Annotated in this window: 25 protein-coding genes and 1 riboswitch; of the genes, 14 read left to right on the forward strand and 11 right to left on the reverse strand. The window is 71.7% G+C overall.

Annotation, left to right across the window (positions count from 1 at the left end; all coding sequences use genetic code 11):
- Both ABZ193_RS38120 and ABZ193_RS38125 read right to left on the reverse strand, forming a co-directional pair.
- Window positions 1-113 (reverse strand): FAD-dependent oxidoreductase (locus tag ABZ193_RS38120; protein WP_354713544.1); only part of this gene is annotated, 113 nt, incomplete at its 3' end.
- Window positions 114-178: 65 nt separating this feature from the next.
- A complete protein-coding gene (locus ABZ193_RS38125; RefSeq protein ID WP_020416020.1) occupies window positions 179-772 on the reverse strand; it encodes a cysteine hydrolase in 594 nt (197 codons plus the stop codon).
- A 63-nt stretch (window positions 773-835) separates the two neighbouring features.
- Between ABZ193_RS38125 and ABZ193_RS38130 the strand changes: the two genes are divergently transcribed.
- Together ABZ193_RS38130 and ABZ193_RS38135 are read left to right on the forward strand one after the other, a co-directional pair.
- Window positions 836-1,213: a VOC family protein gene (locus tag ABZ193_RS38130; protein WP_020416021.1), complete on the forward strand. Its 378-nt coding sequence runs from the start codon at window positions 836-838 to the stop codon at window positions 1,211-1,213.
- A gap of 29 nt (window positions 1,214-1,242) precedes the next feature.
- On the forward strand, window positions 1,243-1,575 hold the full coding sequence (locus tag ABZ193_RS38135; RefSeq protein ID WP_020416022.1) for a glyoxalase superfamily protein: 333 nt from the start codon (window positions 1,243-1,245) through the stop codon (window positions 1,573-1,575).
- 64 nt (window positions 1,576-1,639) lie between these two features.
- Here the strand turns inward: ABZ193_RS38135 and ABZ193_RS38140 are convergent, their stop codons facing one another.
- Window positions 1,640-2,089, reverse strand: coding sequence for a hypothetical protein (locus ABZ193_RS38140; RefSeq protein WP_354713519.1), 450 nt, complete (start codon window positions 2,087-2,089; stop codon window positions 1,640-1,642).
- Window positions 2,090-2,213: 124 nt separating this feature from the next.
- On the reverse strand, window positions 2,214-2,804 hold the full coding sequence (locus tag ABZ193_RS38145; RefSeq protein WP_354713521.1) for a TetR/AcrR family transcriptional regulator: 591 nt from the start codon (window positions 2,802-2,804) through the stop codon (window positions 2,214-2,216).
- A gap of 104 nt (window positions 2,805-2,908) precedes the next feature.
- Here ABZ193_RS38145 and ABZ193_RS38150 point away from each other — a divergent pair, with 104 nt between their 5' ends.
- From ABZ193_RS38150 to atzF, 6 genes are all read left to right on the forward strand, one after another.
- On the forward strand, window positions 2,909-3,655 hold the full coding sequence (locus tag ABZ193_RS38150) for an SDR family oxidoreductase (RefSeq protein ID WP_354713523.1): 747 nt from the start codon (window positions 2,909-2,911) through the stop codon (window positions 3,653-3,655).
- 132 nt (window positions 3,656-3,787) lie between these two features.
- Window positions 3,788-3,897, forward strand: a riboswitch (guanidine-I (ykkC/yxkD leader).
- 51 nt (window positions 3,898-3,948) lie between these two features.
- Window positions 3,949-5,466: an amino acid permease gene (locus ABZ193_RS38155; RefSeq protein WP_354713525.1), complete on the forward strand. Its 1,518-nt coding sequence runs from the start codon at window positions 3,949-3,951 to the stop codon at window positions 5,464-5,466.
- Window positions 5,463-6,158 (forward strand): urea amidolyase associated protein UAAP1, encoded by a 696-nt coding sequence (locus tag ABZ193_RS38160; RefSeq protein ID WP_354713527.1) that lies wholly within the window; start codon window positions 5,463-5,465, stop codon window positions 6,156-6,158. The genes ABZ193_RS38155 and ABZ193_RS38160 overlap by 4 nt, the downstream gene beginning before the upstream one ends.
- A complete protein-coding gene (locus ABZ193_RS38165; protein WP_354713529.1) occupies window positions 6,155-6,772 on the forward strand; it encodes an urea amidolyase associated protein UAAP2 in 618 nt (205 codons plus the stop codon). Before ABZ193_RS38160 ends, ABZ193_RS38165 begins: the two co-directional genes overlap by 4 nt.
- A gap of 2 nt (window positions 6,773-6,774) precedes the next feature.
- Window positions 6,775-8,751, forward strand: a complete 1,977-nt coding sequence (locus ABZ193_RS38170) for a 5-oxoprolinase/urea amidolyase family protein (protein ID WP_354713531.1) — start codon at window positions 6,775-6,777, stop codon at window positions 8,749-8,751.
- Window positions 8,748-10,373 carry an allophanate hydrolase gene (gene atzF / locus ABZ193_RS38175; protein WP_354713533.1) on the forward strand — a complete coding sequence of 542 codons (1,626 nt, stop codon included), beginning with the start codon at window positions 8,748-8,750 and terminating at the stop codon, window positions 10,371-10,373. Before ABZ193_RS38170 ends, atzF begins: the two co-directional genes overlap by 4 nt.
- A gap of 42 nt (window positions 10,374-10,415) precedes the next feature.
- Here atzF and ABZ193_RS38180 read toward each other — a convergent pair whose 3' ends face one another.
- The gene (locus ABZ193_RS38180) at window positions 10,416-11,051 is read right to left on the reverse strand and encodes a transglycosylase SLT domain-containing protein (protein WP_354713535.1); all 636 of its coding nucleotides are present in this window, start codon (window positions 11,049-11,051) and stop codon (window positions 10,416-10,418) included.
- Between the two features lie 832 nt (window positions 11,052-11,883).
- Between ABZ193_RS38180 and ABZ193_RS38185 the strand changes: the two genes are divergently transcribed.
- From ABZ193_RS38185 to ABZ193_RS38195, 3 genes are read left to right on the forward strand one after another with little or no spacing between them, the layout of a single operon-like run.
- Complete coding sequence (locus ABZ193_RS38185; protein ID WP_237335326.1) at window positions 11,884-12,240, forward strand: metalloregulator ArsR/SmtB family transcription factor; 357 nt, start codon at window positions 11,884-11,886, stop codon at window positions 12,238-12,240.
- On the forward strand, window positions 12,237-12,725 hold the full coding sequence (locus ABZ193_RS38190) for an SRPBCC family protein (RefSeq protein WP_020416033.1): 489 nt from the start codon (window positions 12,237-12,239) through the stop codon (window positions 12,723-12,725). The genes ABZ193_RS38185 and ABZ193_RS38190 overlap by 4 nt, the downstream gene beginning before the upstream one ends.
- A gap of 1 nt (window position 12,726) precedes the next feature.
- The gene (locus tag ABZ193_RS38195) at window positions 12,727-13,278 is read left to right on the forward strand and encodes a maleylpyruvate isomerase family mycothiol-dependent enzyme (protein WP_237335327.1); all 552 of its coding nucleotides are present in this window, start codon (window positions 12,727-12,729) and stop codon (window positions 13,276-13,278) included.
- A gap of 8 nt (window positions 13,279-13,286) precedes the next feature.
- On the opposite strand, the gene ABZ193_RS38200 is transcribed toward ABZ193_RS38195, so the two are convergent.
- Entirely contained in the window at window positions 13,287-14,186 is a 900-nt protein-coding gene (locus ABZ193_RS38200; protein WP_020416035.1) for a LysR family transcriptional regulator ArgP, read from the reverse strand.
- Between the two features lie 69 nt (window positions 14,187-14,255).
- On the opposite strand from ABZ193_RS38200, the gene ABZ193_RS38205 reads away from it, so the two are divergent.
- A complete protein-coding gene (locus tag ABZ193_RS38205; RefSeq protein WP_237335328.1) occupies window positions 14,256-14,873 on the forward strand; it encodes a LysE family transporter in 618 nt (205 codons plus the stop codon).
- Window positions 14,874-14,877: 4 nt separating this feature from the next.
- On the opposite strand, the gene ABZ193_RS38210 is transcribed toward ABZ193_RS38205, so the two are convergent.
- Both ABZ193_RS38210 and ABZ193_RS38215 read right to left on the reverse strand, forming a co-directional pair.
- A complete protein-coding gene (locus ABZ193_RS38210) occupies window positions 14,878-15,318 on the reverse strand; it encodes a DUF6314 family protein (protein WP_354713538.1) in 441 nt (146 codons plus the stop codon).
- 46 nt (window positions 15,319-15,364) lie between these two features.
- Window positions 15,365-15,943 carry a TetR/AcrR family transcriptional regulator gene (locus ABZ193_RS38215; protein WP_237335330.1) on the reverse strand — a complete coding sequence of 193 codons (579 nt, stop codon included), beginning with the start codon at window positions 15,941-15,943 and terminating at the stop codon, window positions 15,365-15,367.
- 84 nt (window positions 15,944-16,027) lie between these two features.
- On the opposite strand from ABZ193_RS38215, the gene ABZ193_RS38220 reads away from it, so the two are divergent.
- Window positions 16,028-17,080: an NAD(P)-dependent alcohol dehydrogenase gene (locus tag ABZ193_RS38220; RefSeq protein WP_237335331.1), complete on the forward strand. Its 1,053-nt coding sequence runs from the start codon at window positions 16,028-16,030 to the stop codon at window positions 17,078-17,080.
- 94 nt (window positions 17,081-17,174) lie between these two features.
- Here the strand turns inward: ABZ193_RS38220 and ABZ193_RS38225 are convergent, their stop codons facing one another.
- Genes ABZ193_RS38225 through ABZ193_RS38235 form a run of 3 tightly spaced genes read right to left on the reverse strand, consistent with a single transcriptional unit; the run spans window position 17,175 to window position 19,730 of the window.
- On the reverse strand, window positions 17,175-17,618 hold the full coding sequence (locus ABZ193_RS38225) for an SRPBCC family protein (RefSeq protein ID WP_237335332.1): 444 nt from the start codon (window positions 17,616-17,618) through the stop codon (window positions 17,175-17,177).
- A gap of 12 nt (window positions 17,619-17,630) precedes the next feature.
- The gene (locus ABZ193_RS38230; protein ID WP_237335333.1) at window positions 17,631-18,782 is read right to left on the reverse strand and encodes an epoxide hydrolase; all 1,152 of its coding nucleotides are present in this window, start codon (window positions 18,780-18,782) and stop codon (window positions 17,631-17,633) included.
- Between the two features lie 60 nt (window positions 18,783-18,842).
- The gene (locus tag ABZ193_RS38235; protein ID WP_237335334.1) at window positions 18,843-19,730 is read right to left on the reverse strand and encodes an AraC family transcriptional regulator; all 888 of its coding nucleotides are present in this window, start codon (window positions 19,728-19,730) and stop codon (window positions 18,843-18,845) included.
- Between the two features lie 153 nt (window positions 19,731-19,883).
- Here ABZ193_RS38235 and ABZ193_RS38240 point away from each other — a divergent pair, with 153 nt between their 5' ends.
- Window positions 19,884-21,626 carry a VanW family protein gene (locus tag ABZ193_RS38240; RefSeq protein WP_354713542.1) on the forward strand — a complete coding sequence of 581 codons (1,743 nt, stop codon included), beginning with the start codon at window positions 19,884-19,886 and terminating at the stop codon, window positions 21,624-21,626.
- The last annotated feature ends 270 nt before the right edge of the window (window positions 21,627-21,896 follow it).

Below are 21,896 nucleotides of genomic sequence, written 5' to 3' on the forward strand. Positions count from 1 at the left end.
CCGCCGAGTTCGCGGTGCGCTTCGTGCAGCACGACGCGCGCGCCGCCTTCCGCCGCAGCGATGGCGGCCGTGAGCCCGCCGATCCCGCCGCCGATGATCGTCACCTCGACCATGGGTCCCTCCCCGGGAAATCAGTGATCGTTTCCCGGACGAGACGGCGGCGGCGGATGTGACAGCGCTACCCGGCGGTGATCTCGGCGGCGGTGCGGCAACCCGCGGTGGCGAGGTCGAGGTTGGCCAGCGAGGCCAGGTGCACGGTTTCGTCGGCGGCGGCCACGCAGTCGCTCACCGGGTGGACGACGAACCCGAGGTCGGTGGCGTGGCGCGCGGTCTGCTCGACGGTCAGGTTGGTGGCCACCCCGGTGACGTACAGGGTGGTGATGCCGGCGTCGCCGAGGCGGGCGGCGAGGTCGTTGCCGGCGAGCCCGGAGAGCTTCTGGTTGTCGGCGACGTGGTCGGGCTTGGCGAGGTGGGTCATTTCGGGGATGAGCTGGGTGCCCGCCGCGCCGGGCCGGAACTGCTCCTGCGCCTGGCCGACGGCGGTCATGAACGCGGTGTTGCGCACGAGCCTGCCCTCGTCCTCGGGGATCGTGAAGCGGGTGAAGTAGATGGGGATGCCGGCGCCGGCGGCCCACTCGTGGAACCGGACCGCGCGGCCGACGACCCCGCTGCGCTCGACGGGCGCGGCGAGCATGCCGCCGAAGAAGCCCTCCGGTTTGATGACGTTGACCTGCCAGTGCAGAGCGAGCACGGCGCTGTGTTCGACGGTCATCTCCCGAGCCTATCGGCGGCCTACAGTGGGAGGCAGAAGTTTCTGCGGGGAAGGGAGCAGGCCATGGCCGTCCAGCTCAACCACACGATCGTCGAGGCCCGCGACCGGGAGGCGACGGCGAAGTTCCTGACGGAGATCCTCGGGCTGCCGGATCCGGTGCCGTACGGCCCGTTCCTGGTGGTGCAGACCTCGAACGAGGTGTCACTGGACGTGGTCGGCACCGACGGGCCGGTGCACCCCCAGCACTACGCCTTCCTGGTGAGCGACGCGGAGTTCGACAGCATCTTCGAGCGGATCACCTCGCGCGGGCTGGAGTACTGGGCGGACCCGTTCGGCCGGGAGCCGGGCCGCATCAACCACCACGACGGCGGCCGCGGCGTGTACTGGAACGACCCGAACGGGCACCGGCTGGAGATCATCACCAAGCCGTACGGGGGCTGACCGCGCGCCGGGTCTGCGACGATGGCCGCGTGGACGAGGAAGTCATCCCCATCCTGCGGGTGGCGGACGCCGCGGCGGCGGTCGCCTGGTACGAGCGGCTGGGGTTCACCAAGCAGTGGGAGCACCGCTTCGAACCGGAGCTGCCCGCTTTTGTCGAGGTTGCCAGGGGTCGCGTGCGGTTGTTCCTGTCGGAACACACGGGCGACGCGCGCCCGGACACGTTGGTCTACCTGCGATTGCGGGATGTGGACGCCATCGCCGCCGCGTTCGGCGTGCCGGTGGAGGAGGCTCCGTGGGCGCGGGAGATCGAGCTGCGCGACCCCGACGGCAACCGGCTGCGGATCGGCACGCCGACGGAGTGAGCGCTGCGCCGGGCCCGGCAACCGGCAGGTGCATCCAGATTGGCAAGGGTGATGCGTAACTCTGTTACTGGTCGTAGGCGGTCAGGGATCGGGTGGTGGGTTGGCTTTTGAGGGTGTCGTTGACCGATTCGATGAGCTGGCGGATCAGCCGGACGCCGCGCTCGGTGAGGTAGTGGTCGAGTTCGCGGGAGACGTAGCCCTTGTCGGCGATGATCAGCAGTCCGGGGCCCTCGGTGAGCAGGTGGGGTTCGTGGTCGCAGATCGCCATGAGTACCTGCCGCTCGTCGATCTTCGGGTCGGCCAGAGCCCAGACGACCGGGAGTCCGGCCGGGGGTGCAGACCAGGTGCAGGCGCAGGCCCCAGAACCAGCGGCAATGCGGCACACAGGCGACGGTTGTAGCCGAACTGGCCGGGCAAGTACCGGAACGCCGGGCATCCGGGCGGGCAGGAACCACAACCATCGGGCCTCGGAGGTGAACCCCAGCAACGCCTGAGCCACGGCCAGGGTGACCACCTCGGCGTCGGTCAGCCTCGGTGGCCGGCCAGCCGACGCCGGCCCGCCAAGCGGTCGTGTTCAGGTCTGTCGTCACAAACGGATCTTGAACACCCTTCGTCCGTCTCTAGTGCGAACGGGCGGTTCAGGCGCCGGAGTGGTCCGGCAGGAGCCGAGCCGCCAGTGATCGTGCCGTGGCGCTGAGCGTGGCCGTGTCCAGCCCGGTCCGGCTCATGAACACGAGCCCTTGTTGCGCGGCCAGGAGAGCCCGCGCGAGTTCGATCGGTTCCGTTCCGGCCGGCAGGTCGCCCTCGCGTTGGGCTCGGGCGACGCAGTCGCCGATCAGCGCGGTGGTCGTCTCGTAGGCGCGGTGGGCATGGTCGAGGACTTCCGGATCGGCGTTACCGAGTTCGCTGGTGCTGTTGGCCAACAGGCAGCCACGCCGCACGCCGGAGTCGTCGACCGGTGCTTCGAGGAGCATGCGCAGTGCGTCCAGGGCCCGTGGCGCCTCGGCGAGGGCTTCCCGGAGACGGCGGTGGTTGTCGTCGGTGTAGGCGCGCAGCGCCCGGAGGAAGAGCTGGCGCTTGTCGCCGAACGCCGCATACAGGCTGCCCTTGCCGAGGCCGCTGACCCGCATCAGGTCTTCCAGCGAGGTCGCCGCGTAACCGGCGTCCCAGAACTGATCACGGACGGCGTTCAGCACCTGCTTCTCGTCGAACGATCGCGGACGTGCCATGCGGACAGGATATCGAGTTCTTGACCGCGCGGTCCAGCATGCTTATGGTGGACCGCGCGGTCAAGAACTCCTTGGCACGTTGCACGCGAGGAAGCAGGAAAGACATGGGAAAGCTGGACGGCAAGGTGGCGATCGTGACCGGCGGGTCGCGGGGCATCGGGGCGGCCTCGGCGCTGGCGCTGGCCGACGAGGGCGCCGACGTCGCGATCAGCTACTCGGCCTCGGCGGATCAGGCCAAGGCTGTGGTCGCCGACCTGGAGGCGAAGGGGGTGCGGGCGGCGGCTTTCCAGGCCGACCAGGCGGACGCGGCGCAGGCGGCGGGCTTGATCCACCACGTGGCCGAGCAGTTCGGGAAGCTGGACATCCTGGTCAACAACGCGGCCGTGAGCGGTGGCGGCCTCGTCGGCAGCGAGCCCGTCGACCAGGCCGCCATCGAGCGGCAGCTCGCCGTCAACTACACCAGCGTGGTGGCCGCGGTCCAGGCGGCGGTGCCGTTGCTGCCCGATGGCGGGCGGATCGTCAGCATCAGCTCAGGTGTGGCCACCCGGGCGGGTTTCCAGGGGATGGCGTACTACACGGGCACGAAGTCGGCCCTCGAGGGTTTCAGCCGGGGCGCGGCCCGCGATCTGGCGCAGCGGGGCATCACGGTCAACGTCGTCCAGCCCGGGTTCGTCGACACCGACGGAAACCCCGCCGACGGCCCGGCCGCGTCCACGTTTCTCCCCACCGCGGCGATGGGCCGGTACGGCAGGCCGGAGGAGATCGCCGCGGGCGTCGTCTTCCTCGCCAGCCCGCAGGCCTCCTACGTCACCGGCACGGTGCTGCGGATCGACGGCGGATACTCGGCATAGCCCGACCGCGCGAAGTTAGCCCCGCATGACCTGATCCGTCCGCCCGAGACGATCACCGATACACCACGTTAACGCCCGCGAAGCGGCCGTGACACCGCTGCCGGGTGCACTGTTCCACGACCCGCACCAGTTGCGGGGCGCGTCTAGGGTTCCGCCACCGCCGGGTGGGTCTGGTCCGAGAGACGCAGGCGGTCCGCGCCGGATGCGGAACCGTTCCACGGCGGGAGAAAAGCCCGGGAGGCCATCACGGCCCCGGGCTGCGTGCGTGGTCCGGGGATGATCCGGAGGTGGGTATGTCCGTCACGCATCCCCAGACCACGCCAGACGCCGACGCCGGGGACCTCTCCGGCTTCGGCTACGGCCAGCAGCTCAAACGCAAGATCGGGTCCTACGGGTCGTTCGCCGCGGGGTTCTCCTTCGTCTCCATCCTCACGACCGTCTTCCAGCTGTTCTTCTTCGGCTTCTCCTTCGCAGGCCCGGCGTTCTTCTGGACCTGGCCGATCGTGCTGGCCGGACAACTGCTCGTCGCGCTGTGTTTCGCCGAGCTGGCGGCCCGTTACCCGATCTCGGGCGTCATCTACCAGTGGTCGAGCCGTCTCGGAGGGCGGCTGTGGGGCTGGACGGCGGGCTGGCTGATGATCGTCGCCCAGACGGTCACCCTCGCCGGCGCCGCGATCGCCCTGCAGGTCGTGCTGCCGCCGGTCTGGTCCGGTTTCCAGCTGATCCCCGGCGATTCCGCGCTGACCTCCCCCACCGGCGCGGCCAACGCCGTCCTGCTGGGTGTGCTGCTGCTGGCCGTCACCACGGCGATCAACGCGATCGGCGTGCGCCTGATGTCGGTCGTCAACAGCGTCGGCGTCACCTGCGAACTCGTCGGCGTCGCGCTGTTGTGCGTCGCGTTGTTCTCCCGCGCCGAGCGCGGCCCCGGCGTGGTGCTGCAGACGCAGGGCGTCGAGGGCCACAGCTACCTGTGGGCGTTCGCGGTGTCCGGGTTGATGGCCGCCTACGTGCTGGTCGGCTTCGACAGCGCGGGCGAGCTGTCCGAGGAGACGCACAACCCGCGCCGCACCACGCCGCGCACCATCCTGCGCGCGGTGCTGATCTCCGGTCTCGGCGGCGCGCTCATGCTGCTGGCCACCCTGATGGCCGCGGGCAGCGTCACCGACGGCAGCCTCGGCGACCCGGCACTGGGCCTGCCCGGGGTGCTGATGAGCCGCCTCGGCGATACGCTCGGCCGGGTTTTCCTGGTGGACGTCGCGATCGCGGTGACGGTGTGCACGCTGGCGATCCAGACCGCCGCCACCCGGATGGTGTTCTCGATGGCCCGCGACCGCGTCCTGCCCTTCGCCGGCGGCCTGGCGAAGGTCAACCCGCGCACCGGCACCCCGGTCCGCGCCTCGGTCGTGGTCGCGGTCGTCGCGGCGGCGGTGCTGCTGATCAACATCGGCAACCCCGCGCTGTTCACGACCGTCGCGAGCGTCTGCATCATGCTGCTGTACTTGGCCTACCTGATGGTGACGCTGCCGCTGCTGATCCGCCGCCTGCGGGGTGAGCTGCCTGCCGCGCCGGGCTACTTCGGGCTCGGCCGCTGGGGTGTGGTCGTCAACGTGCTCGCGGTGGTGTGGGGCGCGGCGATGGCGGTGAACCTGGGCTGGCCGCGAGCCGAGGTGTTCGATCCCGAGGGCGGGCACCCGTACCTGCAGTGGTTCGCTCCTCTGTTCCTCGCCGGCACGCTGCTCGTCGGCGCACTAGCGTACGCAGTGCAGGCGCGCCGCCCCGCGCTGGCGCCGGTTCTGGAGGGTGCCGCGTGAGCGAGGTCCTGCTGTCCCACGAGATCCCCGGCGGCGCCGCCTGGTCGGTCCTGGTCCGCGGTGGCCGGGAGCTGAAGCTGACCGCCACCGGCGACGGCGCGAACTGCTCGACGCTGCTGTTCGCCGCGCACCACCCGGTCGACCGGCTCAACGTCCCGGACACGTTGAAAGCGCAGATGAGCGCCCGGATCCACGCGCCGATGGTGCTGATGTCCGATCGAGGCACCGCGTTGTGCTCGGTCACCGGGTCGTCCCTGGACTGGCACGACGCGCTGAGTGGCCACTCCGTCGACGTCGCGCAGTACGGTCCCTCGTCCTATTCGGCCGATCGCAACGCGTGGCGCCGGTCCGCCCGCGACGGTTTCCTGAGCGAGCTGCGCAAGCACGGCCGCGGGCCGGCGGACCTGCACGCGTGTGTCAACTTCTTCAGCAAGGTCGCGATCTCCGGCGAGGGCGTGCTGACCTTCGCGCCCGGACACGCGTCGGCGGGCGACTGGGTGGCCCTACGGGCGGAGATGGACGTGCTGGTCGTCCTGTCCACGTCGCCGCACCCGCTCGATCCACAGTGGAACCCCGGCGGCGTGCTGGCCGAGGTCCGGCCCGCTCCCGACCCCGGCGAGGACGATCCGTCGTGGACGTTCCGCGACGAGAGCACCCGCGCCCTGCGAGCCGCCCGGGAGGTGCTGGCATGACCGGCACGATCACCGAAGCCGCCCTCGACACGACCGTCGCCGACGGTGACGGTTTCCTCGGCACCATCCCGGCCGGCGGCACGTTCCGGATCGTCGACCTGCACGGCAACCAGGCCGTGGACACCCTGTTCTACGACGCCGCCGACATCGACAACCGCTACAGCGCGATGGACACCGTGCGGGAGCAGGGCAGCGCCTACCTCACCACCGGGTCGCGCCTGCTGTCGGTGAACCTGGACGTGCTGGCCACGATCACCGCCGACACCTGCGGCCGCCACGACACCCTGGGCGGGGCGTGCGCACAGGAGTCCAATGTGGTCCGGTACGGCGAGCACACCCGTCATCAGCACGCCTGCCGGGAGACGTTCCTGCGCTACGGGGCGCAGGTGGGCATCGGCGCGCGGCAGCTCGGGCACAACATCAACTTCTTCATGAACGTGCCGCTGACCGCCGAGGGCGGGCTGACGTTCGAGGACGGCCTGTCCGCGCCGGGCAAGTACGTCGAGGTACGCGCCGAGCGCGACCTGTACGTGCTGATCAGCAACTGCCCGCAGCTGAACAACCCGTGCAACGGCTGGAACCCGACGCCGGTGCGGCTGCTGGGCTGGTGGTGACCGTGGAGGTACTGACGCCAGGCACGCAGACGACGGTGCAGGACCTGACGGGCCGGGGCGGCATGTGGGACGTCGGGGTGCCGCCGTCGGGCGCGTGGGACGACCTGTCCTTCGCGCTGGCCAACGCCGCGGTGGGCAACCCGCCGGACGCGGCCGGCCTGGAGGCGGTGGTCACCGGGCCGGTGCTGGGCTTCGACCGGCGCACCATGGTGTGCCTGACCGGTGCGGCGCACCGGGCCACGGTGGACGGCCGTCCGCTGCGCCCGGGGATCGTCACGCCGGTGGCGGCGGGGTCGGTGCTCGACGTCGGCCCGTGCGACGGCCCCGGTATGCGCGCCTATCTCGCGGTCGCGGGCGGGATCCGGGTGCCGGAGGTGTTCGGCAGCCGCGCCACGTTCCTGCTCGGCGGCTTCGGCGGGCTGGACGGCCGCGCGCTCGCCGCCGGGGACGAGCTGACCGTCGGACGCACCGAGAACCTGGGCGCACCGATGGACGTGGCACCGATCCTGCCCCGCATCGGGTCCGAGTGGACGGTCCGGGTGCTGGCCGGGCCACACGGCGCTCCCGAGTACCTCACCGAGGAGGGCGCGCGGGAGCTGCTGGAAACACCGTGGACGGTCGACCACCGCGCCGACCGCACGGGGGTGCGGCTGACCGGTCCCCCGCCGAAGTGGTCGCGGCGCGACGGCGGCGAGGCGGGCCTGCACCCGTCGAACATCCACGACAGCGCCTACCCGGTGGGCGGGATCATGCTGTCCGGCGACACGCCGGTCGTGGTCGGCCCGGACGGCCCGAGCCTCGGCGGGTTCGTGGTGCCGTTCACCGTGATCCGCGCGGACCGCTGGAAGCTCGCGCAGGCCCGGCCGGGCGACCCGGTGCGGCTGGTGCTGGTGTCACCGGCGGAAGCGGAGGCGATCAACGCGGAGCGGGCGGCACTGCTGGCCGATCCGCGGGCAGCCGTCGCGGCCGAGTTCGCGGGCACGCCCGCTCCGGCGCCGGTGCTGCCCGCGCCGCGCGCGGAGTTGTTGCGGGAGCACGGTTTCCTGCGGGAGCGGGCGGATCCGGCGGTGGTGATGCGCCGAGCCGGCGACCACCACCTGCTCGTCGAGGCCGGGCCGGCGGTGCTGGACCTGCACGTGCGGGTGTGGGTGCACCTGCTCGCCCAGGCGCTGCGCGCGTCGGCGACCGGCGGGGTGACCGAGATCGTGGAGGGCGTGCGCTCGCTGCTGGTCCAGGTGGATCCGGACCGTCTGCCGCTGGAGCGGCTGGCCGGGCTGCTCGACGAGCTGGCCGGTGCGGTGCCCGATCCGGCCGGGGTGACGCTCGACGTGCGGGAGGTGACGCTGCCGATCGCGTTCGATCACCCGGCCGCGCACGAGGCGATGGCGCGGTACACGCGCTCGGTGCGGCCGGACGCGCCGTGGTGCCCGGACAACGTCGAGTTCATCCGGCGCATCAACGACCTGCCGGTGCGGGACGACGTGTTCCGGATCCTGCGTGAGGCGACCTACCTGGTGATCGGGCTGGGCGACGTCTACCTGGGCGCCCCGGTGGCGTTGCCGATCGATCCGCGGCACCGGCTGGTGACCACGAAGTACAACCCGGCGCGCACGTGGACGCCGCAGAACGCCGTCGGCATCGGCGGCGCGTACCTGTGCGTGTACGGGATGGAAGGCCCCGGTGGCTACCAGCTGGTGGGGCGGACGGTCCCGGTGTGGCGGCACGTGCCGGGTTCGGCCGAGCCACCGTGGTTGCTGCGCCAGTTCGACCGTCTGCGGTTCACGCCGGTCACCGCGGAGGAACTCGCCGATCTGCGGGCCGACGTCAAGGCCGGACGATCCGGGCTGGAGACGAGCCCAGCGAAGTTTTCCTTGTCCGAAGTGGACGAGCTGGAGTCGAAGCACCGCGAGGAGATCGCGTTGTTCCGCAAACGCAGGCAGGCGGCGTTCGACGCCGAACGGGAGAGGTGGGATCGTTGACTCCGCTGGTTGCCTTGAAGGCGGCGCGGGAGGTGGACCAGCCCGCGTTCATCTCGCTGCTGGACGAGGACCGGGTTCAGTCCACCACGGACGGCCCGCTGGCCGGGATTCCGTTCGCGGTGAAGGACAACATCGACGTCGCCGGGGCGCCGACCACCGGCGGGTGCCCGGCGCGGGACACGCCGGCGACGGCGAACGCGTTCGCCGTACAGCGGTTGCTGGACCGCGGCGCGGTGCCGATCGGCAAGACCAACCTGGACCAGTTCGCCACCGGCCTGGTCGGCACCCGCTCCCCCTACGGCGCGTGCCACAGCGTCTTCTCGCCCGCGCACGTCAGCGGCGGGAGCAGTTCGGGCAGCGCGGTGGCGGTCGCGCTCGGGGTGGTGCCGTTCGCCCTGGGCACGGACACCGCGGGCAGCGGCCGGGTCCCGGCGGCGTTCAACGGCCTGGTCGGGGTCAAGCCGACCCGCGGGCTGGTCTCCACGCGCGGGTTGCTGCCCGCGTGCCCGTCGCTGGACTGCATCACCACGCTGACCAGGACGGTCGCCGAGGCACGGCCGGTGCTGGACGCGCTGGTGGCGTTCGACGAGGTCGATCCGTGGTCGCGGCCGGCGCCCGCGCTGCTGCCGCCGGGCGTCGCGCGCCGGATGCGGGTGATCGCGGTGCCGGACGGACCGCTCGACCTGGATCCGGAGCACGAAGCGGCGTGGCTGGACGCCCTCACGCACGCGGCGCGGGTCGCGCACGTGGTGCGGGTGGACGTGACGCCGTTCCTGGCGGCCGCGCGGCTGCTCTACGAGGCGGCGTTCGTGGCCGAGCGGCTGGCGGCGTTCGGGCGCCTGCTCGACGGGCCGGGTGTGGACCCGACGGTGCGGGGCATCGTGCGGGGCGCGGACCGGTACTCGGGCGCGGACGCCTTCGCGGGCCTGCACGAGCTGGCCCGGTTGCGGCGGTTCGCGGAGCGGGCCTTCACCGGCGCGGACGCGCTGCTGCTGCCGGTCACGCCGGGGCACCCGACGCTGGCTGAGGTCGCGGCCGACCCGGTCGGGGTCAACACGCGGCTGGGCACGTTCACGAACATGGCGAACCTGCTCGACCTGTGCGCGGTCGCCGTGCCTGCCGGGTCGCGGGCCGACGGGCTGCCGTTCGGGGTGCAGCTGCTCGCGCCGGCGTTCGCGGACGGCCCACTGCTGCACCTGGCCGCGCGATGGACGGGCGAGACCGTGGCGCCACCCTCCGCGCGCACGCTGCTGGCCGTCGCGGGCGCACACCTGTCCGGCCAGCCCGCGAACGGCGACCTGGTGCGGCTGGGCGGGGTGCTGCACAGCCGGGCCCGCACCGGACCCGGCCACCGCATGTACACAGTGGACGGTCCGTTCCCGCGGCCGGGGCTGCTCCACACGGGAGACGGCCCGGCGGACGGGATCGAGCTGGAGGTGTGGGACCTGCCGGAGGCGGCGATCGGCGCACTGCTGCCGACGATCGCACCGCCCCTGCACCTGGGCCAGTTGACGCTCGACGACGGGTCCACTGTGCTCGGTTTCGTGGCCGACACCGCGTGCGCGGACCCCACCAGGGACATCACCGCGCACGGCGGCTGGCGGGCGTACATGTCGAGCTGACACGACGGGCGCCCGTCCGGAGTGGACGGGCGCCCGTCGTCGTCAGTAACCGCGGTAGCCGCTGCCCTTGAGCATCGACTTCAGTCCGGGGTGACCGTCGAAACCGCCGTAGCGGCTGATGGTGTAGCGCACCCCGGCGATGATGTTGTGCACCGGGTTGAAGATGTCGTCGTAGCCGGGGAGCTTGTGCGCGTTGAAGGTCGAGTCGATGCACTGCATCAGCCCCTTGGAGGGGTGACCTGCGCGCCAGTTGCTGTCCCAGCGGTTGACGGCCTGGGGGTTGCCGCTCGACTCCTTGTCGATGATCGTGCGGATCGCCTGCACGTCACCGCCGTCGACCGGCACGCCCTGCGCCCGCATGACCCGGATGGCCTCGTTGATCCAGCCGGCGAGCTCGTCGCCGGTGGTGTCGAAGACCTCCGGGGCGGGAGCCGGCGCCGCGGCGGGGGTTTCCGCGGCGCCGGTCTCCGTCGCGGCCGCCTCGGGGGCGGCGGTCTCGGGGGCGGCGGGGATGTCCAGGACCGTCGCCGGCGTGGTGACGATCCACGTCGACGGCGGCCCGAGGACCGGGAGGGCCGGGGTTGCGTCGGCGACCGGGGCAGCGCCGGCGACGGGCGCCGGGGGAACGGCTTCGCCGCCGGTGCTCGCCATGGCGAGCGGGCTGGCGGAGCCGGCCATGGACATCATGAGCAGGCCCGCCGAAACGGACGTGCGCGTGCTGATCCGGCCGAGGTTCTTCGGTTTGGCTGCGTGCCGCGGGCGGTACCTGTCCGGGGAAAACAGGGCCGCCTTTCGGGGAGCACGGTTAGTGGAATTGTGGCTTCCCATGAACGGGAGGTCTCCTTGCTTGACGTTCAACCACGCCGACCCTGTCGGGGGCCAGGCCGGCGGGGGCTTCACGGGATGCGGAACGGGGGATTTCCAGGTTCCCGCGAGGCCTCAGCCAGATTACGAACGCGCAACGGAGATATCACCAAACGGTGACTGAGCACACAGTTTGAGGGGGTGGGGCTCGATCTTGCCGGACCGTTGTTTCTGCAGCTCAGGCCACGTTTCTACCGCTCGGTAACACCACTGCTACTCGGCCCGATCGAGGCCGATTCGAGGCGCCCGGGAGGTTACGCGACGGGGTGAATGGCGTTCAGGATCAGCTCGCGGGGCGCCCGGAGCGGCACTCCCGCGGCGAGACGCCCGTCACCCCGTTTGAATGCGTTGCTCCGATCCGTAACCGGTGACAGGGGCGATAGTCGCCGATGTCGCGGAACCGTTCCGCAATTCCCGCGCGAGCGCCAGTGGCGAAACCGCGCCGCAAATCTGGAACGCTAGACCGCACATTCCCGGGCGAAGTCCGCTGCGGCGACTTCCCGTCCTGCGACCACGATGTATCGCCACTACGTGATCAGCCCCGGTGCTATCTCCGGCACTGGGCGCGCCTTTCTCAACCTCCTGGTTGACAACGTCCCGCCGAGGCGCCTACTGTCTTTCTCAACCAAGTAGTTGAGGAACCAAGGTGGACGAGACGACCGAGCAGCTCAACCGCGTCTTCGCGGCCCTCGCGGATCCGACCCGGCGCGACCTGGTCGCCCGGCTGGCCGCCGCCGACGCGACCGTCGGCGAGCTGGCCGAGCCGTACGACATGAGCCTCCAGGCGATCTCCAAGCACGTGAAGGTGCTGGAGGAAGCCGGCCTGGTGACACGCAGCAAGGTCGCCCAGCGGCGGCCCGTCCACCTCGACGCGGAGGTGTTCGACCTGATGACGAAGTGGATCGAGCGCTACCGCCGCACGGCCGAGGAACGGTACCGGCGCCTGGACGCCGTGCTGTCCCGCATGTCCGAGACGGACCAGCCCCAGGAGGACGCATCATGACCAGCACCCGGCAGGAAGCCCGCATCGTCGCGGCCGAGAAGGTCCCGACGATCGAGATCGTCCGCGAGTTCGACGCGCCACCCGCGCAGGTGTTCCGCGCGCACGTCGACCCCGAGCTCTTCGCGCAGTGGATCGGGCCGCACTCGGTCACCACGAGGGTCACCAAGTGGGACGCCCGCACCGGCGGCGAGTGGGCCTTCGCCAACGACCGCGACGGCGAGGAGATCGCGTCGTTCTTCGGCAGCTACCACGAGGTGCGGCCGGACGAGCGGATCGTGTGGACCTTCACCTACGAAGGCGAACCCGACGGCGTCGCGCTGGAAACGCTGACCTTCGAAGCGCTCGAGGGCGGGCGCACGCGGCTGACGACGCTCAGCGTGGTCAAGGACTTCGAGACCCGCGACGGGATCCTGTCCAGCGGCATGGACGTCGGGGTCAACGAGGGCTACGAGAAGCTCGACGCACTGCTCGCCAAGGGAGCCTGAGATGACGCCTGCCCAGCAGCACGCGCACGACGCGGCCCGCTTCACCGAGCTGGTCGAGTCCGCGGGCCCCGGCGACTGGACCCGGCCCAGCCCGGTCGCCGGGTGGACCGCACTCGACGTCGTGAAGCACCTCGTCGAGTGGTCCCGCGGGTTCCTGCGGGGCGCCGGGATCGAACTCCCCGCCCTGGACGTCGCGGCCGGCCCGGCCGCCGCCTGGAAGCAGCACGCCGCCGAGATCCAGGCGATCCTCGACGACCCGGCCGGGCGCGTGCTGAGCAACCCGCACACCGGCGACAAGCCCGTGGACGAGGCGATCGACCAATTCTACACGGCCGACGTCTGGATGCACACCTGGGACCTAGCCAAGGCGCTCGGCCGCGAACCCGACCTCGGCCAGGACCGGTGCGCCGCCGCGCTCGCCGCCATGCGGCCGATCGAGCAGCTCCTGCGGGACAGCGGGCAGTACGGTCCCGCGGTGCCCGTGGCCGACGACGCCTCGCCGCAGGACCAGCTGATGGCCTTCATCGGCCGCGACCCGACCTGGCGCCCCTGATCGTCCACTCAGGACGGTAGCGGGTGCAGCGCCTCCGCGGCCGCCGCGGTGATCGTGTCCGCGACGAGCGCCAGCGCGCGCACGTCCAGTTTCCACTGCTGCCAGTACAACGGCACGTCCCAGTGCAGGCCCGGTTCGAGTTCGACGAGGGCGCCGGACTCCAGCAACGGCCGGGCCTGCGGCTCCGGGACCAGGCCCCAGCCCAGGCCGGCCGCCACGGCGTCGCGGAAGCCCTCCGAGGTGGGCACGTGGTGTCGGTCCTCCGCGGCGTCCACACCGGACAGTGCGCGCACGAAGCGGTCCTGCAGTTCGTCCGCCTGGTCGAAGACGATCACCGGTGCGCCGGGCAGCCACCGCCGCAGCCGGCCCGACCGGTGGCGGGCCACGAAGTCCGGGTTCGCCGCGGGCAGGTAACGGGCGAGCCCCAGCGGGCGCACGAGGCAGCCGGCGACCGGGTCCGGCGACGAGGTCACCGCCGCCATCACCCGCCCCTCGCGCAGCAGCTCGGCGGTCCGCGTCTCGTCCTCGCGGTACAGCTCGAAGCACACCGGCGGATCCCGCGGCACCCGGGTGATCGCCGGCAGGAACCAGGTCGCGAGCGAATCGGCGTTCACCGCGATGGACAGGCGCGCGGGGCCGGGCTGGCCGTCGATCCCCAGTTCCCGCCGCGCGTCCTGGTTCAGCGCGGCGAGCTGGCGTGCGAACCGCACGACGACCTGCCCGGACTCGGTCGGCCGCACCGGTTTGGTGCGCATCAGCAGCACCCGGCCGACGCGCTGCTCCAGGGTCTTGATCCGCTGGCTGACCGCGGACGGGGTGACGTGCAGGGCCGCGGCGGCGGCGTCGAACGTGCCCTCGTCGACGACCGCGAGCAGCGTCCGCACCTGGTCGATGGGCAACTCGGTCATCACGCGCGCTAATGATACGTAAAAATCTTTAGCTGTACTGCGCGTCCGCCGCTGCTTAGCGTGGGTTGCGTGAACGTCCTCTCCGCAGGTCTGGCCGGGTTCGGCACGGGCCTGTCCCTCATCGTGGCCATCGGCGCGCAGAACGCGTTCGTCCTGCGCCAGGGCGTGCGGCGGCACGCGGTGGCCGCCGTCGTGGCGATCTGCGCCGCGTCCGACGCGGTGCTGATCGCGCTCGGGGTGGCCGGGCTGGGCGCGGTGGTGACCGCGTGGCCGGCCGCCCTCACCGTGGTCGGCCTGGCCGGCGGTGCTTTCCTGATCGGCTACGGCGTCCTCGCCGGGCGGCGCGCGCTGCGCCCGGCGGCCACCGGGTTGACGACGACGGGCGCCGCGGCCGGCTCGATCGGGGCTGCGGTGCTCACCTGCCTGGCGATGACCTGGCTGAACCCGCACGTCTACCTCGACACGGTGCTGCTGGTCGGTTCGGTCGCCGCGGACCGTGGGGACCTGCGCTGGATCTTCGGGCTCGGCGCGATGGCCGCGAGTTTGGCGTGGTTCGCCTGCCTCGGCTACGGCGCGCGGCTGCTCAGCCCGGTGCTGTCCCGGCCGGGCGCGTGGCGCGCGCTGGACGTGCTGGTCGCGGTGACGATGCTCGTGATGGGCACGATGCTGCTGGCCCGCGCGCTGTGACTCCTCAGCGGGCGCGCTCGTAAACCGTCTCGATCGAGTAGTCCTTCTCCGGCCCGGTGACCCGCATCCGGACCGTGAAGCGGTTTTCGTCCGGGAACTCGTAGTGGCCGGCGTAGGTGTCCCGGCCGCAGAGGTGCACGTCGGACGCGGCGGCCTGGTCGAGGCGGAGCACGTGCAACGTCCGCGGCGGCCCCGGCTCGGCGAAGCAGATGCGGATCTGCCCCGGCTCCAGCCGGTACTGGTACTCGCGGTAGACGTCGAGGACCTGCCCGCCGTCCAGGGCGAGCTGCCCGTCCTCGCGGTAGTGCAGCAGATCCGGCCCCGCGGGGCGGAACCGGGCCGACCCGGTCATCCGGCCGGTGCCGGGGAGGTTCCTGGTGATGGTCCACTCCCCCGGCAGGGCCGCGAACAGGCGCGCCTCGTCATCGCTGGGCGGGTTGTCCATACGACCAGGATGCCCGAGGACCCGGACGGTCACGGGCAGGGCCAGGTCAGCGGCCGGGGCGCAGCCCGGCGAGGTGGATGCGGAGGAAGCGACGCCAGCCTGCGTCGTCGCCGTCCGGCGAGGCCGCGACCACCCCTCGGAGCGCGACGATGAGCGCCTTGATGTCGTCGCCGGTCACGTCCGGCGCGAGAACCCCCGCCTCGACCGCCTTCCGCGTGAGCTGCCGGACCCGGTCCACGGTCCGCGCGCTCACGGCGTCCTCGGCGACGCGTTCGGTCAGTGCGGCGGCGTAGCGGCGTTTCTCGGCGTTGAAGGTCCCGACGAACTCGAGGAACCGCTCGAGAGCGGCGGCGGGGTCCGGGTCCGCGAGTGCGGCCGCGGCGGCCTGGTCCATCTCCTCGACGAAAAGCCGCGCGATGGCGTCGAGGAGTTCGCCCTTGCCCGCGAACCGCCGGTAGATCGTGCCGACGCCGAGGCCGGCACGAGACGCGATGGCCTCCATGCTCGCCTGCGGTCCCTGCTCGGCGAAGACCGCGCGCGCCGCGTTGATGACGATCTCGTCGTTGCGCAAGGCGTCCCGGCGCGGTGCGCGGCGCGTGTTCGAGGCGTTCGTCCGTGGGGTCATCGCCATCGAGTGTACTAAAGCGGAATCCATCTTCCGTATCGTGTTATGGTGAATCGAGATTCCGTTTTACTGGAAGGACCGCTCATGAGGACCACGACCGGGTGGCAGAGCCTCGACCCCGCCACCAACGCACTGACTCGCGTCACCATCGAGCGGCGCGACCTGCGGCCGGACGACATCGCCGTGCGGATCGACTACTGCGGCGTCTGCCACAGCGACCTGCACCGCATCCACGGCATGCTCGGCGAGAAGGACCTCGTCCCCGGACACGAGGCGACCGGCGTCGTGGTCGCCGTCGGCGAGGCGGTCACCCGGTTCGCGGTCGGTGAGCGGGTCGCGATCGGGACGATCGTCGACTCGTGCGGCCAGTGCGCCATGTGCCTGGCCGGGCAGGAGAACTACTGCTACAACCGCGCGACGACCACCTACGGCGGCACCGACCGCGTCGACGGCACCCCGACGAAAGGCGCCTACAGCCGCGAGTACGTGCTGCGCGAGAAGTTCGCGTTCCACCTGCCCGACGGGCTCGACCCCGCGGCCGCGTCGCCGCTCATGTGCGCCGGTGTCAGCGTCTGGGAGCCCATGCGGGCCGCGGGCGTCGGCCCCGGGAGCCGCGTCGCCGTCGCCGGTCTCGGCGGGCTCGGGCACCTCGCCGTGAAGCTCGCCGCCGCGCTCGGCGCCGAGGTCACCGTTCTCAGCCGCAGCACGGCCAAGGAGCCCGACGCCCGGCGCCTCGGGGCGTCCGATCTGCTCGTGACCACCGACGACGCCCAGGTCTCGGCCGCGACGGGCCGGTTCGACTTCATCCTCGACACCATCTCCGGTGACCACGAGCTCACGCCGTTGATCGGCATGCTCGGCCTCGACGGCACGCTGTGCGTCCTGGGCAATCCCCTGCTGACCGGCCCGCGGCTCTGGGAGCTCGGCGCCGGGCGCAAGAAGCTCACCTCCTCCGGAACCGGTGGGCTGCGGCAGACCGCCGAGATGCTCGAGTTCTGCGCCGAGCACGGCATCACCGCCGACGTCGAAGTCCTTCCCTCGAGCAAGGTCGAAACCGCCCTGAACCGGCTCGCCACCGGCGACGTCCGCTACCGATTCGTCCTGGACATGTCCGACCTCGACACCCCGGCCGCCTGAGGTCGCGAATGGACGACCGGTGGGTCTTCGTTCCCGGGAACGACAAGAAGCCGACGTTCGGCGGCGACGGCGGCGCGTCTCGGCCGGACGGGGCCTAGCGGCTCACCGTGGCCGCGTGCTCGGCGAGCCCCGCCGCCATCCTGCCCATGAAACGGCGGAGGTACCGCCGCATGAACCAGCCCATCCCCCGCCGGGCCCGGTACGTGCCGTGCCACCGGATGCGCGTTCCGCCGCCGGGGAGTTCCCGCAGTTCGACCGCGGCCCGGTAGTCGGTCAGCTGCGGGTTTTCCACGCCCTCGTAGGCGAACCGGCGGCCGGGTTCCAGTTCGGTGATCCGCTCCTTGGTGACGACCTTCCCGGTGCGGAACGCGCGAACCGCGCCGACTTCGTCCCGGCCATCGGCGGACAGGCCTTCCGACTGGCCGGCTTCCAGTGCGTCGACCGCGGACCAGGTCGGCCAGCTGCGCGCGTCGAGCAGCAGGGACCACACCACCGACGGCGGCGCGGGGGTCTCGGCGGTGACGTCGTAGGACTGCATTCTCCGGTTTCCTCATTCTGTCGTGCGGTCGCGCACCTCGCGGAACGCGGCCCTGATCTCGGACACGAGAAGGGCGGGTTGCTCCAGCCCGGGGAAGTGGCCACCGCGGTCCAGGTCGTGCCACGTGCGCAAGTCCCGGTATCGCCGCTCCGCCCAACGGCGGGCGGTGGGCCAAGGTTCGGCGGGGAACAACGAACAGAAGGTGGGCACGGTGATCGGCAGTGCGTTCTCCTCCTCCGCGCTGCGCGGCACCCACCTGAGCGCTTCCCAGTACCACCGGGCACTGGACGCGCCGGTCCCGGTCAGCCAGTACAGCGCGATCGTGTCGAGCTGCTGCGTCAGGCTCACGCCGTCGGCGTCGGCGTAGGCCGCGAACTTTTCGCCGAGCCAGGCGGCCAGTCCGGCGGGTGAGTCGAGCAGGGCGTAGCCGATCGTCTGCGGCCGCGTGCCCATCAGCATCCCGAAGCCGTAGCCGTCGGCCAGGTGCCGGTCACGGCGGTCCAGCATCCGCTGTTCGTCCGGGGTCGGTGCCATGCGGTCGTCCGGCATGGGCGAGGCCACCGGCATCGTCAGGTGCAGCCCGGCGACGCGTTCGGGGAAGCAGCGGGCCAGTTCGGTACTCACGTGGGCGCCCCAGTCCCCGCCGTGCGCCGCGAACCGCGGGTAACCGAGCACCGTCATCAGCTCCGCCCACGCCCGTGCGGTGCGACCCGGGTGCCACCCCGGCTCAGCCGGCCGGTCGCTGAACCCGAATCCCGGCAACGCGGGCACGACCACGTGGAAGGCGTCGCGCGCGGACCCACCGTGCGCCACCGGATCGGTGAGCGGCCCGAGCACCTGCTCGAACTCCAGCACGGAACCCGGCCAGCCGTGGGTCAACAGCAGCGGCAGCGCGGACGGCTCCGGCGAACGGACGTGCCAGAAGGCGATCCCGAGCCGGTCGAGATGCACCCGGTAGTGCGGGATCGCGTTCCACCGGGCTTCGGTCGCGCGCCAGTCGTGCCGCCGCCACTCGTCGATCAGTGCGGTGAGCCGCCGCAGCTCGAGCCCCTGCGTCGCGTCCGGCACCGTCTCGGGTTCGGGCAGCCGCACGTGGTCCAGTCGCGTACGAAGGTCGGCCAGGTCGTGGTCGGCGACGTGGATCTCGAAGGGCTCGGGCACCATGCGGGAAACCGTAGGACCGGCGCTCGTGCCCGGCCCATCCCCGGAATTGCGGTGTGCCGGTCAGGAATTGCGGTAGACCGAGGGACGCACGCCGGTGTGGCGCAGGAACGCGGTGGACAGCGCGCCGGGGCCGGCGAAACCGCACCGCCGGGCGATCCCGTCGAGCGCCAGGTCGGTGTTCCGCAGCAGCCGTTTCGCTTCCTCGATCCGCAGCCGGGTGAGGAACCGGTGCGGGGTCTCCCCCGTCGCGTTCCGGAACACCCGGACGAGGTGGTAGACGGACAGGTGCGCCTCGGCCGCGAGATCGGTCAACGTGACCGGCTCGGCGAGCCGTTCGCGCATGAACGCCACGACCGCGCGCACCCGCGTGTCCTCCCGCGCCGGAGCGCGGTCCGTGCGCAGTCGTCCGTGCCGGGTGAGCAGGTGTGTGGTCAGGAAGGCGCCGGCGGACTCGGCGTACAACTCGCCCGCTTCGCCGGGAAATCCGATCGCCCGGACGGCCGCTTCGAGCAGCGGGTCCCCCTCGGTGAGAGACGCCGCCATGGCCTCGTGATCCACGGTGCCACCGAGTTGCGCCGCGACCGTGTCGACGGTGTCGCGCGGGAGGTGCACCTGGACGCTCCGCATCGACTCGTCCCCGCGGTAGCGGGAGAGGGACGGCTGGTGCGGAACGCCGAGCTGGAGCCGCCCCGGAATCCAGGGCACACGCACGGGTTTGCCGCCGGCGCTCCTCTCCATCTCCGCCCACCCGGACAGCGGGAGCACGAGGTGCAGGTCCGCGGCGCCGGGCAGCGCGAGGTCCTCGGCGACCGGGACGTGCTCGAACCGCTGGACGAGCAGGGACCGCCAGCCCAGGTGCGTCCAGCTGCAGAACGTCCGCCGGACGAAGCGGTCAGTGTCGAAACCGGCGTAGGGCTGCAGGTCGAACCGAACGGAATCGAACACCACGATCTTGAGGCTACCGATGAGGCGCCAACGGCTTCCGTTGAGCCGGTCAACGGCCCGTGCACACCGGCCCGCAGCGCCGGCGACCGGTGCTCGTCGTCATCGATCACCCGGTCTGCCGCGTTTGAACCGGGCGTTTTGGTCAACTCGAACCTGGTGGTTCCTTCGACGCCCGAGCCCACCGAGTACCTGCCGCGCGTCGGCGAGATCGCGCCGAAACCCTGGTGGCGCAGGCCCGCGACGATCGCCGCGGCGGCTGTCCTGTTCGTCCTCGCTGTCCTGTACGTGATCGACCTGGCACTGAGCTCCGGTGACGTCCCCCGGGGGACGACGGTGGCGGGTGTCGCGATCGGCGACATGAGCGAGACCGCGGCCGAGCAGAAGCTGCGGGACGAGCTGACGCCCCGCCTCGGCCGGCCGGTTCAGGTGCTCGCCGGTGACAGGCAGATCCCGTTCGTCCCCGCGGAGGCCGGGGTGCGGGTGGATACCGGGGCGACCGTGGCCGCCGCCGGTGCCCAGCCGCTGAACCCGTGGACGCGGCTGGTGTCGCTGTTCCGCGACCGCGAGATCGCCGTCGTGGCCGAGGCGGACCCCGGCGCCCTGACCACCACCCTCGACGAGCTGCGGGCGGCGGTCGACCGGCCGGTGGTGGAGGGCGGCATCCGGTTCGACGGGACCACCCCCGTCCCGATCGATCCGCGGGCGGGGCAGGCACTCGACACCGCACGGGCCGAGGAGGTGCTGCTCACCGGCTGGGCCACCGCGGAGCGTGTGCAGGCTCCGGTGCTCCCCCTGCCGCCGAAGACCACACCCGAGGGTGTGCGCGCGGCGCTCGACGAGGTCGCGCTGCCCGCTGTCGCCGCGCCGGCGACGGTTCGCGGTGACAGTCGGGACGTCGCTCTGGAGCCCGCGCAGATAGCCGCCGCGCTGACGTTCCAGCCCGGCGACAACGGCACGCTCTTCCCGCGGCTCGACCGCGCGAAGCTCGGTGCTCTGGCCGATCAGCTCGCGCCGACCGAGAAGCCGGGTCAGGACGCGCGAATGCGGTTCGACAACGACCGGCCCGCGGTCGTGCCGTCGGTCGACGGTCGCGCGGTCGACTGGGACCAGACCCTGGGTGGGTTGCTGGAGGCGATCCGCCCGGGCGGTGACCGGACCACCGATGCCCAGTACGTGGCCGTGCCGGCGAGGATCACCACCGACCGGGCCGGGCAGCTCGGGATCACCGAAGTGATCGGCGAGTTCACCACCGGCAACTTCGCGCCGGACTCCGGGGTGAACATCCGGGTGGTCGCCGAGAAGGTGTCCGGCGCGATCGTGCTGCCCGGGGAAACGTTCAGCCTCAACGGCTACACCGGTCCGCGGGAGGCCGCGCAGGGGTACGTGGAGGCCGGCGTGATCGAGGAGGGCGTGCCGGAGCGCGAGGTGGGTGGCGGGATCTCGCAGTTCGCCACCACCCTCTACAACGCCGCCTACTTCGCCGGGATGACCGACGTCGAGCACAAGGAGCACAGCTACTACATCAGCCGTTACCCCGCCGGCCGCGACGCGACGGTCTTCCAGAACCCGGACGGCAGCAGCGTCATCGACCTGAAGTTCGCCAACGAGTTCCCGACCGGGGTGGCGATCCAGACGATCTGGACGCCGAAGTCCATCACCGTCCGGTTGTGGGGCACGAGGCACGTCACGGTCGAGTCGGTGCCCGGCCCGCGCGGCGACTACGTCGACCCGCACACGGTCACCAAGCCGGCGGGCAGCACGTGCCAGCCTGCCCGCGGCAAGCCGGGGTTCCGGACCACGGACACGCGGATCGTCCGCGACCTGAGCGGAGCGGAAATCAGCCGCACGACGCGGACGGTGCGGTACGACCCCGAGCCGACGGTGCGCTGCGGGGGCTGAGCAGCGCGGAACACGCGACGACCACGCCCGCCGGGAATCCCCGAGCCCGCGATGCGCCGCGCCGGCTGAGCGAACGCGCACCCAAGGGAGCTGGATCACACAAATACCCCTGGGGGGTACTTGCGCAGCCCGCTTCGGCAGGGCTAACTTCTCGGTCGTACGGATACCCCCCATAGGTATAGGAGACCGAGATGAGAACCGACTCCCGCCGCTGGTGGGCCCTGGGGTTCCTCGCGCTCGCCCAGTTCATGGTCATCATGGACACCTCGA

It is taken from the genome of Amycolatopsis sp. NPDC006125, from assembly GCF_040614195.1.
In the GTDB taxonomy this organism is placed as follows: Bacteria; Actinomycetota; Actinomycetes; order Mycobacteriales; family Pseudonocardiaceae; genus Amycolatopsis_E; species Amycolatopsis_E tucumanensis.

Bases quoted from the DNA above. Each gene is read 5' to 3' on its own strand.
- ABZ193_RS38125 (WP_020416020.1), bottom strand. From the start codon at position 772: ATGACCGTCGAACACAGCGCCGTGCTCGCTCTGCACTGGCAGGTCAAC.
- ABZ193_RS38130 (WP_020416021.1), top strand. From the start codon at position 836: ATGGCCGTCCAGCTCAACCACACGATCGTCGAGGCCCGCGACCGGGAG.
- ABZ193_RS38145 (WP_354713521.1), bottom strand. From the start codon at position 2,804: ATGGCACGTCCGCGATCGTTCGACGAGAAGCAGGTGCTGAACGCCGTC.
- ABZ193_RS38150 (WP_354713523.1), top strand. From the start codon at position 2,909: ATGGGAAAGCTGGACGGCAAGGTGGCGATCGTGACCGGCGGGTCGCGG.
- ABZ193_RS38155 (WP_354713525.1), top strand. From the start codon at position 3,949: ATGTCCGTCACGCATCCCCAGACCACGCCAGACGCCGACGCCGGGGAC.
- ABZ193_RS38165 (WP_354713529.1), top strand. From the start codon at position 6,155: ATGACCGGCACGATCACCGAAGCCGCCCTCGACACGACCGTCGCCGAC.
- ABZ193_RS38180 (WP_354713535.1), bottom strand. From the start codon at position 11,051: ATGGCCGGCTCCGCCAGCCCGCTCGCCATGGCGAGCACCGGCGGCGAA.
- ABZ193_RS38190 (WP_020416033.1), top strand. From the start codon at position 12,237: ATGACCAGCACCCGGCAGGAAGCCCGCATCGTCGCGGCCGAGAAGGTC.
- ABZ193_RS38195 (WP_237335327.1), top strand. From the start codon at position 12,727: ATGACGCCTGCCCAGCAGCACGCGCACGACGCGGCCCGCTTCACCGAG.
- ABZ193_RS38200 (WP_020416035.1), bottom strand. From the start codon at position 14,186: ATGACCGAGTTGCCCATCGACCAGGTGCGGACGCTGCTCGCGGTCGTC.
- ABZ193_RS38210 (WP_354713538.1), bottom strand. From the start codon at position 15,318: ATGGACAACCCGCCCAGCGATGACGAGGCGCGCCTGTTCGCGGCCCTG.
- ABZ193_RS38215 (WP_237335330.1), bottom strand. From the start codon at position 15,943: ATGACCCCACGGACGAACGCCTCGAACACGCGCCGCGCACCGCGCCGG.
- ABZ193_RS38220 (WP_237335331.1), top strand. From the start codon at position 16,028: ATGAGGACCACGACCGGGTGGCAGAGCCTCGACCCCGCCACCAACGCA.
- ABZ193_RS38225 (WP_237335332.1), bottom strand. From the start codon at position 17,618: ATGCAGTCCTACGACGTCACCGCCGAGACCCCCGCGCCGCCGTCGGTG.
- ABZ193_RS38230 (WP_237335333.1), bottom strand. From the start codon at position 18,782: ATGGTGCCCGAGCCCTTCGAGATCCACGTCGCCGACCACGACCTGGCC.